General features: G+C 72.0%; 13 protein-coding genes. 10 read left to right on the top strand and 3 right to left on the bottom strand.

Annotated elements, in window-relative coordinates:
* Nucleotides 1-213 precede the first annotated feature (213 nt).
* Together WMF39_RS02265 and WMF39_RS02260 are read right to left on the bottom strand one after the other, a co-directional pair.
* The gene (locus WMF39_RS02265) at nt 214-1,704 is read right to left on the bottom strand and encodes an MXAN_5187 C-terminal domain-containing protein (RefSeq protein WP_437743917.1); all 1,491 of its coding nucleotides are present in this window, start codon (nt 1,702-1,704) and stop codon (nt 214-216) included.
* 5 nt (nt 1,705-1,709) lie between these two features.
* The gene (locus tag WMF39_RS02260; protein ID WP_437743916.1) at nt 1,710-2,462 is read right to left on the bottom strand and encodes a hypothetical protein; all 753 of its coding nucleotides are present in this window, start codon (nt 2,460-2,462) and stop codon (nt 1,710-1,712) included.
* A 215-nt stretch (nt 2,463-2,677) separates the two neighbouring features.
* Here WMF39_RS02260 and WMF39_RS02255 point away from each other — a divergent pair, with 215 nt between their 5' ends.
* From WMF39_RS02255 to WMF39_RS02220, 8 genes are all read left to right on the top strand, one after another.
* The gene (locus tag WMF39_RS02255; RefSeq protein WP_437743915.1) at nt 2,678-4,147 is read left to right on the top strand and encodes a prolipoprotein diacylglyceryl transferase; all 1,470 of its coding nucleotides are present in this window, start codon (nt 2,678-2,680) and stop codon (nt 4,145-4,147) included.
* A 3-nt stretch (nt 4,148-4,150) separates the two neighbouring features.
* Nucleotides 4,151-4,840: a bifunctional phosphoribosyl-AMP cyclohydrolase/phosphoribosyl-ATP diphosphatase HisIE gene (hisIE, locus tag WMF39_RS02250; protein ID WP_437743914.1), complete on the top strand. Its 690-nt coding sequence runs from the start codon at nt 4,151-4,153 to the stop codon at nt 4,838-4,840.
* Nucleotides 4,841-5,107: 267 nt separating this feature from the next.
* A complete protein-coding gene (locus WMF39_RS02245; protein ID WP_437743913.1) occupies nt 5,108-6,010 on the top strand; it encodes a hypothetical protein in 903 nt (300 codons plus the stop codon).
* A 51-nt stretch (nt 6,011-6,061) separates the two neighbouring features.
* Complete coding sequence (locus WMF39_RS02240) at nt 6,062-7,678, top strand: BamA/TamA family outer membrane protein (RefSeq protein ID WP_437743912.1); 1,617 nt, start codon at nt 6,062-6,064, stop codon at nt 7,676-7,678.
* Nucleotides 7,675-8,589 (top strand): hypothetical protein, encoded by a 915-nt coding sequence (locus WMF39_RS02235; protein ID WP_437743911.1) that lies wholly within the window; start codon nt 7,675-7,677, stop codon nt 8,587-8,589. The genes WMF39_RS02240 and WMF39_RS02235 overlap by 4 nt, the downstream gene beginning before the upstream one ends.
* 105 nt (nt 8,590-8,694) lie before the next feature.
* A complete protein-coding gene (locus WMF39_RS02230; RefSeq protein WP_437743910.1) occupies nt 8,695-9,303 on the top strand; it encodes a precorrin-2 dehydrogenase/sirohydrochlorin ferrochelatase family protein in 609 nt (202 codons plus the stop codon).
* Nucleotides 9,304-9,465: 162 nt separating this feature from the next.
* Nucleotides 9,466-10,740: a PEGA domain-containing protein gene (locus tag WMF39_RS02225; protein ID WP_437743909.1), complete on the top strand. Its 1,275-nt coding sequence runs from the start codon at nt 9,466-9,468 to the stop codon at nt 10,738-10,740.
* Between the two features lie 10 nt (nt 10,741-10,750).
* The gene (locus WMF39_RS02220; RefSeq protein ID WP_437743908.1) at nt 10,751-11,701 is read left to right on the top strand and encodes a hypothetical protein; all 951 of its coding nucleotides are present in this window, start codon (nt 10,751-10,753) and stop codon (nt 11,699-11,701) included.
* Between the two features lie 45 nt (nt 11,702-11,746).
* Here the strand turns inward: WMF39_RS02220 and hflX are convergent, their stop codons facing one another.
* Nucleotides 11,747-13,615: a GTPase HflX gene (gene hflX / locus WMF39_RS02215; protein WP_437743907.1), complete on the bottom strand. Its 1,869-nt coding sequence runs from the start codon at nt 13,613-13,615 to the stop codon at nt 11,747-11,749.
* A 220-nt stretch (nt 13,616-13,835) separates the two neighbouring features.
* On the opposite strand from hflX, the gene WMF39_RS02210 reads away from it, so the two are divergent.
* Together WMF39_RS02210 and WMF39_RS02205 are read left to right on the top strand one after the other, a co-directional pair.
* Nucleotides 13,836-14,879, top strand: a complete 1,044-nt coding sequence (locus tag WMF39_RS02210; RefSeq protein WP_437743906.1) for a homoserine kinase — start codon at nt 13,836-13,838, stop codon at nt 14,877-14,879.
* Nucleotides 14,880-15,047: 168 nt separating this feature from the next.
* Entirely contained in the window at nt 15,048-15,941 is an 894-nt protein-coding gene (locus WMF39_RS02205; protein ID WP_437743905.1) for a M48 family metallopeptidase, read from the top strand.
* The last annotated feature ends 30 nt before the right edge of the window (nt 15,942-15,971 follow it).

Genomic DNA, 15,971 nt, shown 5'->3' with positions numbered 1-15,971 from the left:
GAACATCCTCATCCGCCCCGTCCGACCGTCTGACGACGCGAGCGCCCTCGGGAGCGTCTCAGCGAACCGAGCCTGGCTCGGCGAGCTCACGCTCCTGGCGTTCGCCGCCGAACGTCGGTCGCGCATCGGTCCCCGACTTGGGACGTCGCGTCCGCCCTGCCGCCAGCCGATCTTCGGCTCCTTGCCGATCTTCGGCTCCTTGCCGATCTTCGGCTACTTGAGGATCGGCTTCAGCAGGGTCTTGCCGTCCTTGACGACGACATCGTAGTCGACGGACTTGGCCGGGTTCGTCGCACGCAGCTTCGCTGCCTGCGCGCGGAGGCTCTCGGCCAGGCGCTCGTAGGTGACGCCGGCCGTCGACTCACGCGCGGCGCGCTTCGTCTCGACGTACTTCGCGTAGATCTGACGCAGCCGCTGCTCCGGGAGCTCGTCGTCGCGCGCAGCAGAGCGCTGCGGGGGCGCGGGTCGCGCGCGCACCGCGGCGTCGAGGCCGGCGCGCGCGGCCTCCGGGGGGCGCGACGGCGTCCGCGGCGCCGTATGCCGGGCGCCGCTCGCCGCGCCGGTCTCCGCGGCAGGCGGCGCGGTGGAGCGACGGCGCCGGGCCGACGGCGGGCGCTCCGAGTGGACGCGCTCCTGCCGCCTCGCTCCGGTGCCCTTCGCTTCGCCCGCCGCGGCGGCCGCAGCGACCGCTGGGGCTTCGGCCGGAGCGCCAGGAGAAGGCTTGACGGGGCTCGGGGGCGGCGGTCGCCTCGGAGCAGGCGGAAGCTCGGGCGCGACGTCCGTCAACGCGTCTGGAGGCCCGGCCGCGGCCTTCGCCGCGTCGCCGGTCTTGGTGCGCTGAGCGCGCATCTCCGCCGCGAGCTCGGCGAGCCGCTGACGGCTGTTCGCGCCCGCTGCAGGCTGAGCCTTGTCGACGGCAGGGCGCGCCGGCGACTTCGCGCCTGCTGGCGACGCCTCGGCCGGCTTCGCCTCTGCCGGCTTGCTCTCCGCCGGCTTCTGCTGGGGCCTGGTCAGGCCGAGCCCCCGGGGCAGCCCTCCCAGCGGCGCGGGCTTCACGGCCGCGGCGGCCTGCGGCATGGCAGGCGGCGCGAGCGCAGGACGCACCGGCGAGCTGGCCGGCGCCGCGCTCGACGCCTCCGGTGCGGTCAGCGGCGCGACCGCGGCGCGAGGCGCGGCCTCCTCGGCGGCCAGCGCGGCCAGCGATCGCTTTCCCAAAAGCGACGCGGCGGGCAAGGGCGGGGGCGCCAGCGTGACCGCCTCATCGTCGACGTCGATCTCCTCGTGACCGCCGCTGTCATCGGCGCGGTGGACCGGCTCGCGCGCCGTCTCCTGCTGCTCGGCGAGCTCCGCGTAACGCTCTGCCCGCTTGCGGCCGACGATCGTGAGCGCTTCCTTCGCTCCGACCCGCTTCGCTGCGCGGATGACGTCGCGGCGGTACGTGCCGTTCTCGATCTCGCGCGAGATGCGGCCCCAGTACTGCTGGAACGTGTTGTAGCGCTGGATCAGCATCTGGAACTTGAACCGGAGCCCGGTGTTCCTGATCTGCTCCCGCCGCATCACCCAGATGCGACGCTCGACGTCCTTGCGCGGGATGAGCGGCTCCAGCCGTTCGATCCCCATGAAATACTGCTCGTAGAGCGCGCGCAGCCGCTCGATGCGCGTCTCCAGCTCCTCGAGCTCCCGTTCGACCTCACCCGATTCCATCGCGGCTAGAGGGGCGTGATGCGCAGGTTGTCGAAGCAGACCGGCGCATCCCATGCGTTGAAGCCCATGTGCTCGTGCCCTGGACCGGAGAGCGGAGCAGGGTCGCTGAGCTCCAGGTACTCGACGTCGTTCACCGACCAGGAGAGGGTCCTGCCGTCACGACGCTCTATCCGGAAGCGATACGGTTGCCCCGGCGCGACCGGCCGCGCGCGGTCGTCGTCGCTGTCCGGGTCCACGTCGATCTCCAGCCGTTCGGCGCTGTGCTCGTCGAGGCGCGCGAGCACGTGCTTCGTGTTCTTCCATCCCCCGAGGATCACGAGGTAGCTCGTCGCGTTCGTGTAGCTCGCCGCCGTCGCCCCGCTCCGACCGTCTCCCCAGAGCTCGGCCTTGAGATCGCCATCTGGGGCCTCGGCGATGGCGTCGAACTCGATCCGGGCGTTCTCCGGCAGCGGCCGCTTCAACCACACGCCGCGGTTCCTCGCGGCGCGCACGCAGAGCTGCCCCTCGTCGATGGCCCACTTGGAGCTCAAGGCGTTCCAGTCGGGGCCGAGCGCCGGCCGGTTGAAGTCGTCCTCGAACACGCCCGCCCCCTGCGCTCCCGGAGCGGCGCCCGCGGTCGGCGAGGAGACCGACGACGCGACCGTCCCGGCTGGCCGCGCGCTCGCGTCCCCCGTGGCCGGCCCTTCGGGAACACACGCCGCGCTCACGAGCAGCCCAGGCACTGCGAAGACCCCGACGGTGGCACGGCCAGAGAGCACGGAATCGATGCTAGCAGCGGCGCGCGCGGACTTCGAGAGCCGCTTCGCGGGCGCCGTCGACAGGGTGGGGAGAACTTCGCGCTGCGCTGACGGCCCGGGCACATCGAGATCGCCCGGCGCGGTTGGACCAGCGTCAGCGAACGCTTTGGCTCGCTGCGTCATGCGCGAGAGACGATGCTTGATGGTCCCCAAGCCCAGGCGTAAGGAGAGGCGCCATGCATCCCATCCTGTTCCGCGTCCCGCTGCCCGCCTGGACCGTGCCCCTTCTCTGGGTCTTCCTGATCGCTGCGGGCATCGCTTTCGCGGGCGCGATCGGGCTGCTCATCGCGAAGAACAAGCCAGGCGCGACGGCCGCGGGCATCGCAGGCGTCGCGCTCGCGGCGATCGCCTCCCAGGTCAAGGAGCAGACCTACACCCTGGGTCCGCTGCCCATCTACAGCTACGGTGTCATGCTCGGGCTCTCGCTCGTGGTCGGCTGGTACCTGACGCTCGGGCTCGCGGAGCGCGACGGCCTGCCGAAGGAGACGATGGCCAACTGCTACGTCGTCACCGCCGGCGCCGCGGTCGTCGGGTCGCGCGTGCTCTACATCCTCACGAACCTCGACGAGTTCGACTCGTTCGGCGCGATGTTCGACATCCGCCGCGGCGGGCTGGTGGCGTACGGCGGCTTCCTGGGCGGCTTCCTGGGCTCGTACCTGTTCCTGCGCTCCCATCGCATCCCGCTGCTCCCCTGGGCCGACGTCGCCGTCCCGAGCCTCGCCTCGGGCCTGATGATCACGCGCATCGGGTGTTACCTCTTCGGCTGCGACTTCGGCCGGCCGCTCGGCGAGACGGCGCCCGCCTGGCTGAAGAAGCTCGGCACGTTCCCGCGCTGGGCCGAGGGCACGCTGGACCACGGCAGCGGGTCCCCGGCGTGGGTGCAGCACGTCAAGGAGCGCGGGCTGGATCCGAGCTCCGAGGCGTCGCTCGCCGTGCACCCGACGCAGATCTACGAGGCGCTCGTCGGCGCCGGGCTGCTCGCGCTCCTGCTCCTCGCGCGCCGCCGGCAGAAGTTCCGTGGCGAGATCTTCCTCATCTTCACGTTCTCCTACGGCGTCTGCCGCTACCTGCTCGAGCTCCTCCGCGACGACGCGGAGCGCGGCTCGATCCCGCCGTCGCTCCCGGAGCACGTGTTGCTCCCGGCCGGCCTCGTGATCTTCGCCGTGGGGTACACGATCGGGTTCTCCCACCTCCTCCGCGACAACATGGTGCGCAAGGTGACGCAGGTGCTCTCCTTCGTCCCCGCGGTCGCGCTGTACCTGGCCCTCAGGCCCGAGACGTTCGCCGCCTCCGCGACCCTCCAGTACTCGACCTCCCAGGCCGTCGCGCTGGCGACCGGGCTCGCGGCGTCGATCGCGTTCGCGGTCTATCATAAGGCCGCCCTGGACCACCCGGAGCAGGCGATGGCGCTCAGCCTCCCGGAGAGCCCCGCCGCGGCCGCCGACAAGCAAGCAGATGGCGACGACGACGGCGAGGACCAGGACGACGAGGACGAGGACGACACGCCGAGAAAGAAGCGGAGCGCGCCGCCGAAGGCCGGCGACGCGCCGTCGCGGGCCAGGCGCGGCAGCGCAAAGGACGAAGGCCGGGCGACGGCCCGCGAAACCGGCGCCGCCGAGGCGCCCGACACCACCGGAGAGGCATAGACCGTGAAGATCGCATTCGGAGAGGGCAAGCTCGTACCGGCCGTCGTGCAGGATCGGCTGACCGGGCAGGTCCGGATGCTCGCGTACATGACGCGGGAGTCGCTCGCCAGGACGCTCGAGACGGGGCGCGCCACCTTCTTCAGCCGATCGCGCGGCGAGCTCTGGGAGAAGGGGGCGACGAGCGGCAACACGCTCGCGGTGACGAGCGTCCACGCCGACTGCGATGGGGATGCGCTCCTGATCCTCGCGGAGCCCCGCGGCCCGACGTGCCACACGGGGAGCGCGAGCTGCTTCTTCCGGCAGGTCGATGCCCGCGGCGACGGGGAGCCCGAGGCCGCCGACGAGGGGCAGGACGCCTCCGCGCTGCTCGAGTCCCTCGAGCGAGAGATCGAGGCGCGCAAGGCGTCCTCGGCGACGAAGAGCTACACCCGGAAGCTGCTCGACGGAGGCGCGCCGCTCCTCGGCGCAAAGCTCCGCGAGGAAGCCGGCGAGCTGGCCCAGGCGATCGCCGGGGAGAGCGACGAGCGCGTCGCGTCCGAAGCGGCGGACGTCATCTACCACCTGCTGGTCGGCCTCGCGTCGCGCGGCGTCCCGCTGCGCGCGGTGCTCTCGGCGCTCGCGTCACGCATGGGCACGAGCGGCCTCGCCGAGAAGGCATCGCGGGCACAGAAGGACAGCCCGGGGAAGCCGTGATGCGCCGCGCGTCGCTGCCTCGATGTGGCGGCGGCTCACGCTTCGTGATCCGCCGCGCTGCGCTGTCCGCGGCGCTGCGCTGTCAGCAACCGCAGAGCCCGTCGTAGACGGACGAAGCCCTGTCACCGCAACCGGGCTGCCGATCAGGATCACCCCGATGGCGGTGGCGCCCGCGAGAGCGAGGCGGCAGACGGCGAGGCTCCGCCGCCGCAGCTGCGCGCCGGCCCCCGCCCTCCGTGAGGGCGGCGGATGGGCTATTCTGGATGGGTGAGCCCGTTCCGTGAGCCGCCCGGCATCGAGCTCGGCCCGCTGGAGGTCGGCCTCGGGCGCGCGGCGCGGCGAGCCATGGTGGGCCTCATCCCGAGCGGAGGACGGCTCATCGCGCCGGACGGCTACGCGCGGACCCTCCACGGCGAAGACGGCTCCTGGCGCGGCCGCTCGCACACCGCAGGCGCGCTGGGCTCCCTGGGGCTCCTGCTGGCGTCGGCCTGCGCCTTCGTCGCGGCGACCGGCGGCTGGAAGCTGCACGGCCTCGAGGCGACGGCGGTGACGGTCGCGCTGGTGATCGCGGGCGGGGTCTCGCTGGCCGCGGTGCTGCGCGCCATCGATGCGCCGCGCGAACGGCTCACCGTGCACGGCGCGGTGGTCGGCAGGGCGGCGAGGCGCGCGCTCCGCAGGGCAGGGCGCCTCGCGCGCCACGCGGAGCGCGCGCCGGACAGGTTCGGCCCTCGCCGCGTCACCGCGCTGCGCAAGACGTTAGCCATGCTCGCGGATCCGCTCATCGCGGACTGGATCCCCGCGGACGTGCGCGGCCGCGCCGAGCTCCTCCTTGCCCGCGCCATCGCCGCGAGCGTCGGCGCGCGCTGGGCGCGCGAGGCCAGCGTCCGGACCGAGGTCCGGGCGCTGCTGCTCGCCGCGGCCGATCACCTGATCGAGCCGACGCCGGCCCGGCTGGATCTGCTCGTGCTGGCAGAGCGCACCGAGCCCGCCCCGACGCCGCGCGATGCACGTTGGCCACAGCGCGTGACCGCTGCGGCGCAGATCCGCTGCAGGGCGCCGTCGCCCCCTGTCCCCTCCGACGCCGTCGCCGAGGACGCCGCGGCGGGGGTCGATCTCGACGCGACCGATTCCTCCGGCGAGGAGATCGATCGTGCTAGGGTGCGCTGCTGAAGGGCGCGTCGCCGACGCCTCGGGAGGCTTCGGCGGCGTTGCAGGAATCCCGTGAATCCACCTCGATTCCGGAGCTCTTCACGCTCCCGGGCCATCCCCCTGCCCCCTGCGCTCGGCCGCGCCCACCTCGCGCTCTGGTGCGCGTTGCTCCTGGGGACGTGCCCGAGGCGCGCGCTCGGGCAAGGCGCGGTGGCCGCCGGCGCAGAAGCCACGGCGCAGGAGCGAGCGCCGCACGCTTCCGCGCCCCCGCTCGCGGCGGCGCCGTCGCCCGGCGCGGCGCTCCAGGAGAGGCATCGCGTCCGGTACACCCTCGACGGCATCGAGATCCGAGGCAACGTGCGGACCGCCGCGCGCGTGATCCTCCGCTACGTCAGGTTCCGCGCGGGGGACCTGCTCGACGTCGAGGATCCGGAGATCGAGCTCACGCGCTACCGCCTCCTCGGGACCGGGTTCTTCGCCTCGGTCGGTTTCTCGCTCCGCAAGGGGGTCGAGCGCGGGAGCGCGACGCTCGTGATCGACGTCGTCGAGCGCAACACGTTCGTCGTGCAGGACCTCTGGCTCGGCATCGCGGCCGACGAGGACACCGCGGGCAACGCGAAGCCGCTCTCCGCGTTCACTGGCGTGCAGGTCGCCGAGACCAACCTCGCCGGCACAGGGATCACGCTCGGCGCCGGCGTCGGGCTCGCGGCCGACCAGCTCGCGCTGAGGACCCGCTTCGTCGACCCCGCGTTCGTGGGGACCCGCTGGTCGGCCACGGTGACGGTGCTCTACAACGACGCCCGTGACTTCTTCGGCAACCGGGACGTCGTCTTCGAGTCCCCGTTGCTCGAGCAGCGCGAGGTCACGGGCTACGCCGTCGTCGCCTACAAGCGGTTCGGCGCGACGCTCGGCACAGGTCACGACGTCTCCTCCTCCTCGCGGCTGTCGCTCGACTACCACCTGGAGCAGATCGACGCGACCGTGCCCACGGTCGCCTCGCACATGCGCGGCAACAGCCGCGAGCCCATCGAATTCGACATCCTGGGCGGCAAGACGGTGCTCTCGTCGCTGCACGCCGCGATCGATCACGACACGCGCGACGCGCCCTTCCTTGCGACGCAGGGCACGCTCGCGTCGGTCTCGGTCACGGTGGGCGTACCGCCGTTCGGCAGCGACTACGGCTACCAGAAGTTCGAGTTCGGCGCGCAGCGCTGGTTCCGCCTGCCGCTGCGGCACGTGCTCCGCGTCGAGGCGTTCGCCGGCGCGATAGCCGGGGACGCGCCTTTCTTCGAGAAATTCTACGTCGGCGATCTCACCGACCTCCTGCCGGATCGGCTGCTCGACCTCGCGCCCGATCGGAGGCAACCGCCGAACTTCCTCAGCACGGACATCATCGAGGTCCGGTACGGGGACTTCGCCGCGAAGCTGGAGGCGGAGTACCGGATCCCGGTCTACGCCGGCCGCGGCTCCATCTACGGCGTCGATCTCTTCGGCGCCGCGGGCCTGTACGGCCTCGCGACGCGCCGCGAGTTCACCGATGCGCCGACCGGATACGAGGGCTTCGCCCGCGTGCCCGTGGACGTCACCTACAACCTCGGTCTGCGGGTCGACACGGCGGTCGGCGGGGTGACGCTCGCGTTCTCGAACCTGCTCGGGCTGATCCCGGCGCGGCGCGGTGAGCGGAAATGATCTGCTCGATCTGCTCGACCTGCTCGATCTGCTCGATCTGCTCGATCTGCTTCAATGCACATCGCGGACCGAAGCGCGCGACGCGCGATGCGCGGCGCGCGGGCGGTGGCCGCCGTGCCTGGCACCTCCGAGAGGCGCGGCGAGCGCTCGTGGCGCTCGGCCGCGGAGCGGCGCGCTGGCTCGGGATCGCGCTGCTCGCGACGCTCGCCCTCCGAGCGAGCTGGTCGATGGCCCAGGAGGGGCCGGGGCCCAAGGAGATCGCTGACGCGGACGCGCAGCAGGCGCTCGGCGCGCCGGCCGCGCTGCCCACCCGGGTGGCGAGCTTGACGCTCGACAAGACGATCGTGCAGCTGACCGTGGGCTTCCGCGACGTCGTCGACGGCGAGATCTCGAAGAAGCTGCTGAGCGGGCTCCCCACCGTCATCACGATGCGCGGCTACCTCTTTCACGAGAGCGGAGGCAACCCTGTCGCGCTCGCCGCCAAGAGCTGCCGGATCGTCTACGACCTCTGGGATGAGGTGTTCCGGATCCAGCTGATCCAGGCCGGAGGTCAGTCGAGCACGGTCGCGATCAACGTCGAGGGCGTGCTCCGCAACTGCGCCGAAGCCCGGCGGCTGCCGCTCGTGGAGCGATCGGTCGTCCGCGACGGCAGCCGCTATTTCGTCGCCGTGCTGGTCGAGGTGAACCCCATGAGCGCCGAGATGCTCGATCGCATCAAGCGGTGGGTGACCCGGCCGCCCGGCTCGACGGCGATCGGGCCGGGCGACTCGCTGTTCGGCTCCTTCGTCGGCCTGTTCGTGACGCGCATCGGCAACGCCGACCGGAGGCTCGCCTTCCGCACGCAACCCTTTTTGCCGCCGGTGCCACCGCCCAGCCCGCCTCCTCCTCCCCAGAGGTCTCCCGGCCGCTGAGCCACGCGCGCGGCGGCCTCGCTCGACGTCACGCCCTCGCCCGCCGGGCGGCGCGTCGGTCTACACTCGTCGCGCGGACGCTCTGTTCGTGTCGGCTCCACCCCCATGCGCCTCTTTCCCATCGCGCTCGATCTCAACGGCCAGCGGGCGCTCGTCATCGGCGCGGACGGCGACGCGCCGTACACGGTGGAGCGCCTCCTCTCGGCGGGCGCTCGCGTCTCCGTCGTCGCGCCAGGGCAGGTCGACGGGTCCATCGAGCAAGCCAGCCGGGAGGGGCGGCTCGATCTGCACCGGCGAGCATTCCTGGACGGCGACCTCGCCGGGGCGGCGATCGTGTTCCTCGTGCCGGGCGACGAGGCGCTCTCGCGGCGCCTCCACGGAGAGCTCGCGGGCGCCGGGCGCCTCGTCTGCACGCTGGATCGCCCGGAGGTGTCGAACTTCGTCAACCCTTCGGTGGTCTCTGCCTCCGGACTGACGATGAGCTTCAGCAGCCATGGCGTCAGCCCTGGAACGATACGGCGCATCCGGGAGGACCTCGGCGCCCTCTTCTCGGATCCTCGGTTCGCCCGCTACATCGAGGCGCTGCGCAGGCTCCGCGAGAGCCTCCCTCGGGGCCCCGAGCGGGCCGCGCGCATGCGCCGGGCGACCCTGGGCTTCGGGCTGGAGGCGAGGCTTCGGTTCCCTGCATGGCTGGAACGAGGCGACGAGCCTTGATGTCCGAGGAGGCCGCGCCAAAGCGGCGGGGGCGCGGCGGGGGCGCGGGCCTGGGCCGAGGCGCACGCGCCCCCGGATGAACGCGAAACCCCTTGTGTAGAGCGGCCTTCAAGGCTTAAGTGGGCGCCCACGCGACACTATCCGCGGAGGAGGGCTTACGGTATGCGTTCACGATCGGGCCGGCTGACGATGTTGACCTCGGCGGCGATGGTCTCTGGGCTCCTGACGCTGACGAGCGTCAGTCCGGCATCTGCGCAGACGGATGCCAAGCCGGCAGCGCCCCCGGCAGGTAAGCCGGCCGCCGCGGCGGCTCCTGTGAAGCCAGCCGCATCCGCGGCGCAGGCGCCCACCCCCGCTGCGACGCCGCCCGCGGCCGGCGCGACGCCGCCCGCGACCGGGACGCCCGCTGCGGCTCCCGCGAAGGCGGGCACGCCCGCGACGGCGGCTCCCGCGAAGGCCGGTGAGCCCGCGACGAAGGTGACCACCACCAAGCCGAAGAAGGCGCTGACCGAGAAGCAGAAGAAGGACGAGGCGAAGAAGCTCTACAAGGAGGCCGAGGCCAGGTTCGACAAGGGCGAGTACACCGTCGCGGCCGACCTGTACCGCCAGGCGGACGAGCACGTGCCCGGCGCCGCACCGAAGTACAAGCTCGCCCTCTCGCTCGACAAGCAGGGCCTCGTCACCGAGGCCGTCGCGGCCTGGCAGGCGTTCCTCGATTCGAAGCCGGACGCCGAGAAGTTCAAGGAGAAGATCGCCGAGGGTCAGGCGCGCGTCGAGGCCCTGAAGAAGACGCCGGCGAAGGTGAAGGTCGCGACCGTCCCGGAGGCGCCGCCTGGCCTCAAGGTCGCGGTCGACGGCGTGGCCCAGACCGGCAAGGAGCTCTCGGTCCCGCCCGGCAAGCACACCCTCACCGTCTCCGCCGAGGGGTTCGCCGACGCGAGCCAGGAGCTCGAGGTCACCTTCGCCGAGGCGCGCGAGGTCAACGTCACGCTGACGCCGCAGGCGCCGGCGCCGGTCGCTGCGACGCCGGCCCAGCCCCCCACCCCGCCGCCGCCCGCCGACGTGCCGCCCGCGCAGCCGCCGCCGCCGTCAGCGCCGATCGAGCCGCGCTCTCCGGTGCCGGCCTACGTCACCCTCGGGCTCGCGGGCGCCGGTGTGGTGGTCGGGACGATCTTCGGCATCCAGGCGCTCGGCGCGAAGAGCGACTTCGATGACGCCCCGACGACCAAGACCGCGGACAAGGTCGATCGCTTCGCGCTCATCGCGGACATGTCCTTCGCGGTGGCGCTCACGTTCGGCGTCACCGGCGCGGTCCTGCTCCTCAGCGACGACCCGGCCCAGGCGAAGGCCGCAGCGTCGAGCGTGACGAAGAAGGCGTTCGTCACTCCGTTCGTCAGCCCGACAGGCGGCGGCGCCGCCGCGCGGTTTACCTTCTAAGGGGACTACTATGTGGAAGAAACAGCATCTTCTCGCGATGGCGCTCTGCGCTGGCGCGCTCTCGGCTCTCGGGATGGGCTGCGAGCTCATCGCCTCGGTCGATCGCTCGCGCATCCCGGGGGACGAGGACGTCCCCGACGACGGATGTTCTGACGGCACGAAGAACAACGAAGAGACCGACGTCGACTGCGGCGGTTCCATCTGTCCGAAGTGCGACACCGCCAAGGCGTGCACCGCAGCCACGGACTGCGCGAGCGGCTTCTGCGCCGACGACGTCTGCTGCGACGCCGCCTGCAACGCGGAGTGCGACGCCTGCACCGCCGCGCTCAAGGCGTCGGGCGACGACGGCAAGTGCGGCCCCTCGAAGGCCGAGACCGAGTGCGGCGAGCCGACGTGCTCCGAGGGCGTCGAGACGAGCCGCGGCACCTGCGACGGGGAGAGCGTGGAGTGCGGGCCCGGCGAGGAGAAAGCGTGCGAGGAGTTCGCCTGCGATCCGGAGGCCGACGCCTGCTTCACCGAGTGCACGGAGGACACGCATTGCGCGAAGTGCCACGAGTGCGCAGACGGCGCCTGCGAGCTGGCCGCGGCCGGCGCGGAGGGCCTGGGCTGCGACGAGGGCCAGGCGTGCGACGCCGCAGGCGAGTGCAAACCCGCGAACGGCGTGGAGTGCACGGAAGCGAGCGAGTGCGCCACCGGGCTCTGCGTTGACGGCGTCTGCTGCAACGCCGCCTGCGACACGGCGTGCATGGCCTGCAACGTCGCGGGGTCGGAGGGTACGTGCTCGAACATCCCGCTCGGCAGCGAGGACGGGGCGGACTGCAGCGGCATCAACGCCTGCGATGGCAAGGGCGCTTGCAAGCTGGTGGGTGGCGAGGAGTGCACCACCAACGAGCAGTGCGCGAGCGGCAAGTGCCTCCCCAGCCCCCTCTTCACGTGTGAGGAGATCCCGGAGACGCCTTGAGCTCTCTCCGGCTCCCGCCGGGCTCCCCAGGGAGCCCGGCGGAGCTCACGCCTCGAACGTCCCTCTCACACGCGCGCTGATCTCTCCTGCCCCGGAGCTCGAAGGCGGGCCCAGCACCGTCATCGACTCGGCTTCTCCCTCGAACAGCCCGCCGTCCCCGAGCTCGTCCTCCGCGGCTTCCGCCTCGTAGGCAGGCACCATCGCGGCCTCTTCCCAGCGGCTCTTGAGCCGCTCCGCGAGCTTCGCGAGCAGCTCCCGCGTCGTCTCCCGGTCCGTGGCGGACAGGACCACCGCATCCGGGTGCCCGAGGAGCAGCCGCCGCCCCTCCGCCGGGGCGATCAGGTCCGCCTTGTTGAACACCACGATGCGGGGGATGCCGATGAGATCGAGCTCGGTCAGCAGCGCCTCGGTCGTCTCGATGTGCTGGTCGCGTGCGGGATCGCTCGCGTCCACGACGTGGAGCAGGAGGTCGGCGTCGGCGGCCTCCTCGAACGTCGCCCGGAAGGCGGCGAACAGGTCCTTCGGCAGCTCCCGGATGAAGCCGACGGTGTCGGTGATCACCACCTCGCGCTCCTCGGGGAAACGGAGCCGCCTCGAGCGGGTGTCAAGGGTCGCGAACAGCTTGTTCTCGGCGAGCACGTCGGCGCCGGTCAGCGTGTTCAGCAGCGTGCTCTTGCCGGCGTTCGTGTAACCGACGATCGAGACCACCGGCACGCCGAGCCGGGTGCGGCGGCGGCGGCGCTGCTCGCGCTGGCGGGAGAGCCGCTTCAGCTGCGCCTCCAGGAAGCTGACGCGCTCCTTCGCGCGGCGGCGCCCGATCTCGAGCTTCGTCTCGCCCGGACCGCGCCCGCCGATGCCGCCCGTCAGGCGAGACAGGGAGTCGTCCTTCTGCCCGAGGCGAGGGAGCGTGTACTTCAGCTGGGCCAGCTCGACCTGGAGCTTGCCGTCCGACGACTCGGCCCGCTGGGCGAAGATGTCGAGGATGAGCTGCGTCCGGTCGAGCACCTTGAGATCCGTGTGCTTCGCGATCGCCGAGGCCTGGGAGGGGGTCAGATCCCGGTCGAAGACCAGCGTCTCCGCGTCGAGCTCCGAGGCGCGCAGCACGACCTCGTCCAGCTTGCCCTTGCCGAGCACGAGCCGCGGGTCGAGCCGATCGCGCAGCTGGAGGACCGTGTCCGCGACGTCGACGCCCGCGGTGCCGGCGAGCTCGGTCAGCTCGCGCAGGCTCTCCTCGGCCCGGGCGAGCGCCCCCACCTTGGATTTCTCGGCGACGTGGACGAGGATCGCGCGGCCGTCCTTCGCCGCGACCGACCGCGTGCGCGACCGCTTCGTGAACTCGTCCTCGAGCGCCTGGATGAGCGCGCCGAAATCGACGTCGGCGCGGCCGATCGCGACGGGGCCCACGGTCCGATACGGCAGCGCCGCCTCCCCGCGGCTGTCGCCGCGTCCCTCGGCCTCGTCCACGGTCACCGTGACCGCTTCCTTCCCGTGGACCGGCACGTTGTACGCGTACTGGAGGGTCCGCGGCTCGCCCTGCGGGGTGAGCTGCACGGCCGCGACCAGGTCGAGCCGGAGACGGACGAGATCCACGAGATCGTCCCGGGTGAGCGGCTCGTTGAAGAGGTGTGTGTGGACGAGCCGCAGCGCCCTGAAGCGGCCCTGCGCGGCGCGGAGGCGCCCGATGTCCGGCAGCATCAGCCGGGTCGCGTCGCCGACGATGACGTAGTCGATCTCGCCCGAGCGGTGCACCAGCGCGCCGACCTGGCGCCCCGTCTCATGCGACGCCTCGGCGAGCGCCTTGATGAGCTCGGGCGTGGCGATGCTGGCGAGCGGGACCTTGCGGCGGTAGATGCGCTCGAGGGTCTTGGTGGCCTGGGGGCTGAGTCCGGTGGTGTTTCCGTAGAGGGTGGGCATTCGATAATCGAAGGGGGATGTCGCTCCCGCTCACTCGATTTCATAACGCACGCGGGGCCGGTCCGCGACCAGGGGCACCGCGGATCTTCGTGTGGAGCGCGCATTTTCTCACCGCTCGTCCCCCTTCCGTTGCCTCCCCGTCCCTCCTCGCCTCCCGCTCGGCGCGCTCCTCCAGGTTCCTGTAGAGACCGCGGGCGAGGCGAGGCTACCCTGCGCCGCGATGGCCATCCTGACCCCCCTCTCGCTCGCGGATGCCCGCCGCATCGGCGCGCTCTACGGCCTGGAGATCGCCGACGTGCGCGGCCTGCTCGCCGGGAGCGTCAACTCCAACTTCGCGTTGGCGCTCGCCGACGGCCGCGGACAGGTGTTCCTGCGGGTCTACGAGGAGCAGCAGCTCGGCGCGGCGTCACGCGAAGCCCGCATGCTCGAGCACCTCGCGGCCGGGGGCGTCGCCACCCCGCAGCCGCTCCGGCGCCGCGACGCGGCGCCCTCCGACACGGACGCCGCGTCGGAGGGCGCCGCGTTCGTCGCGGAGCACGCTGGAAAGCCGGTCGCGCTGTTCCCGTGGGTCGAGGGAGCGTCGCTCTGCCAGGCGCGCGTCACGCCGGACGCGACCCGCCGCGTCGGCGCGGCCCTGGCGCGGGTGCACCTCGTCGGCGCCTCGTTCGAGGGGGCGAACGCCAGCCGGTTCGACCTCGACAGCCTCGACCAGCGGCTCCGGGGGCTCCGTTCCCCTGCGGGCGCGAAGTCGACGGCCCCCGCTCCCGCCCCGGCCCTCCCGCCCGACGTGGCCGCCGCCGTCGACGAGCTCACCGGCCGGCTCGAACGGATCCGCGCCGCGGCGCCGCGGACACCCGGCCCCCAGACGCTGATCCATGGCGACCTCTTCCGCGACAACGTGCTCTGGGAGGCCGGCGAGATCTCGGCGCTGCTCGATTTCGAGAGCGCCTCGCGCGGGAGCGCCGCGTTCGACCTCGCCGTCACGATGCTCGCGTGGTGCTTCGGCGACGATCTCGACCCGGATCTCGCGGCCGCGCTCGCCGCCGGCTACACGGCGGTGCGGCCGCTCTCAACCGAGGAGCGCGACCGTTTGTTCCACGAGAGCGTGATCGCGGCGCTGAGGTTCTCCATCACGCGCATCACCGATTTCGAGCTCCGCCCGAAGGGCAGCGGTGTCTACAAGGACTTCCGGCGCTTCCTTGCGCGGCAGCGGACGCTCGAGCGCCTCGGCCCGGAGGGGCTCCTCGCTCTGCTCGGCGTCTGATCCGCGTCGACTCGCGCCGACGTCCTCCGCTGTCTGATCACCGTCTGCTTGGCGCCTTCGCCGACTGATTCAGATGTGAGCGGAGGTCGTCTGTGATTTTGCGTTAACTTCGCTGCGCGTGGCGATGGCGGCGTTGCGCGGTCCCGGCTAGGCCGTTACCTTCGCCGAATGGCACAGGTCGGAACGCTCGATTTCAAGGGCTTCATCGAGAGACGGAAGGGCCAGCGCGCGGGCGGCGGGGACGGCGCGGGCAACGCGTATGCCTACGTGTCCGACAAGAACACGCGCCTCGCCTTCGAGAAGATGCGTCCGGTCGAGCTCGCCGTGACCGCCGCGGTCAGGCTGTTCAAGACGGTCGGCAAGAACGAGCTGCTCGGCCACGCCGTCAAGGTCGGCCCCGCGCAGTTCCCGCGTGTCCACAAGCTCGCGGTCCACTGCGCCGAGACGCTCGGGATCGCGACCCCGACGATCTACATCGTCAACAGCCCCACCCTCAACGCGGCCACCTACGGGACGAACGACGACTCGTTCATCATGGTGCACTCGGCGCTGGTCGATCATTTCACCGACGACGAGCTGCTCAGCGTCATCGGCCATGAGTGCGGCCACATCCACAACAGCCACGTGGTCTACCTGACCGCCATGCACTACCTGACGCGGATGGCGTCGGTCTTCGTGAAGTGGATCGTCGGCCCGGCGATGCTCGCGCTCTCCGGCTGGTCGCGCCGGGCCGAGGTCACCTGCGACCGCGCCGGCCTGCTCTGCGCGAAGAGCCTCGACGTCTCGACGCGCGCGCTCACCAAGCTCGCGCTCGGCTCGACCAAGCTGTACGAGGAGCTCAACCTCGAGGCGTTCATCGCCCAGCACGAGGAGGGCAAGGGCGGCGTCGGCAGGTTCGCCGAGTTCACGGCCAGCCACCCGTGGCTGCCGAAGCGCGTCCTCGCGCTCCGGGCCTTCGCCGAGAGCGAGCTCTACAAGCGCCACGCCGGGCTCGGCGCGGGCGGCCTCTCCATGGAGGAGGTCGACGAGAAGGTGCACGAAGTCATCAAGATCTGGGGCTGAGGGGCTCCCGCTCCTGGCAAGGCGCAAGGC

Source organism: Sorangium sp. So ce1504, from assembly GCF_051521635.1.
In the GTDB taxonomy this organism is placed as follows: Bacteria; Myxococcota_A; Polyangia; order Polyangiales; family Polyangiaceae; genus Sorangium; species Sorangium cellulosum_B.
Note: the sequence above shows the minus strand (reverse complement) of the source record. Positions and strands in the feature narration are given on the sequence as shown.

Bases quoted from the DNA above. Each gene is read 5' to 3' on its own strand.
- WMF39_RS02265 (WP_437743917.1), bottom strand. From the start codon at position 1,704: ATGGAATCGGGTGAGGTCGAACGGGAGCTCGAGGAGCTGGAGACGCGC.
- WMF39_RS02255 (WP_437743915.1), top strand. From the start codon at position 2,678: ATGCATCCCATCCTGTTCCGCGTCCCGCTGCCCGCCTGGACCGTGCCC.
- WMF39_RS02235 (WP_437743911.1), top strand. From the start codon at position 7,675: ATGATCTGCTCGATCTGCTCGACCTGCTCGATCTGCTCGATCTGCTCG.
- WMF39_RS02230 (WP_437743910.1), top strand. From the start codon at position 8,695: ATGCGCCTCTTTCCCATCGCGCTCGATCTCAACGGCCAGCGGGCGCTC.
- WMF39_RS02225 (WP_437743909.1), top strand. From the start codon at position 9,466: ATGCGTTCACGATCGGGCCGGCTGACGATGTTGACCTCGGCGGCGATG.
- WMF39_RS02220 (WP_437743908.1), top strand. From the start codon at position 10,751: ATGTGGAAGAAACAGCATCTTCTCGCGATGGCGCTCTGCGCTGGCGCG.
- hflX (WP_437743907.1), bottom strand. From the start codon at position 13,615: ATGCCCACCCTCTACGGAAACACCACCGGACTCAGCCCCCAGGCCACC.
- WMF39_RS02210 (WP_437743906.1), top strand. From the start codon at position 13,836: ATGGCCATCCTGACCCCCCTCTCGCTCGCGGATGCCCGCCGCATCGGC.
- WMF39_RS02205 (WP_437743905.1), top strand. From the start codon at position 15,048: ATGGCACAGGTCGGAACGCTCGATTTCAAGGGCTTCATCGAGAGACGG.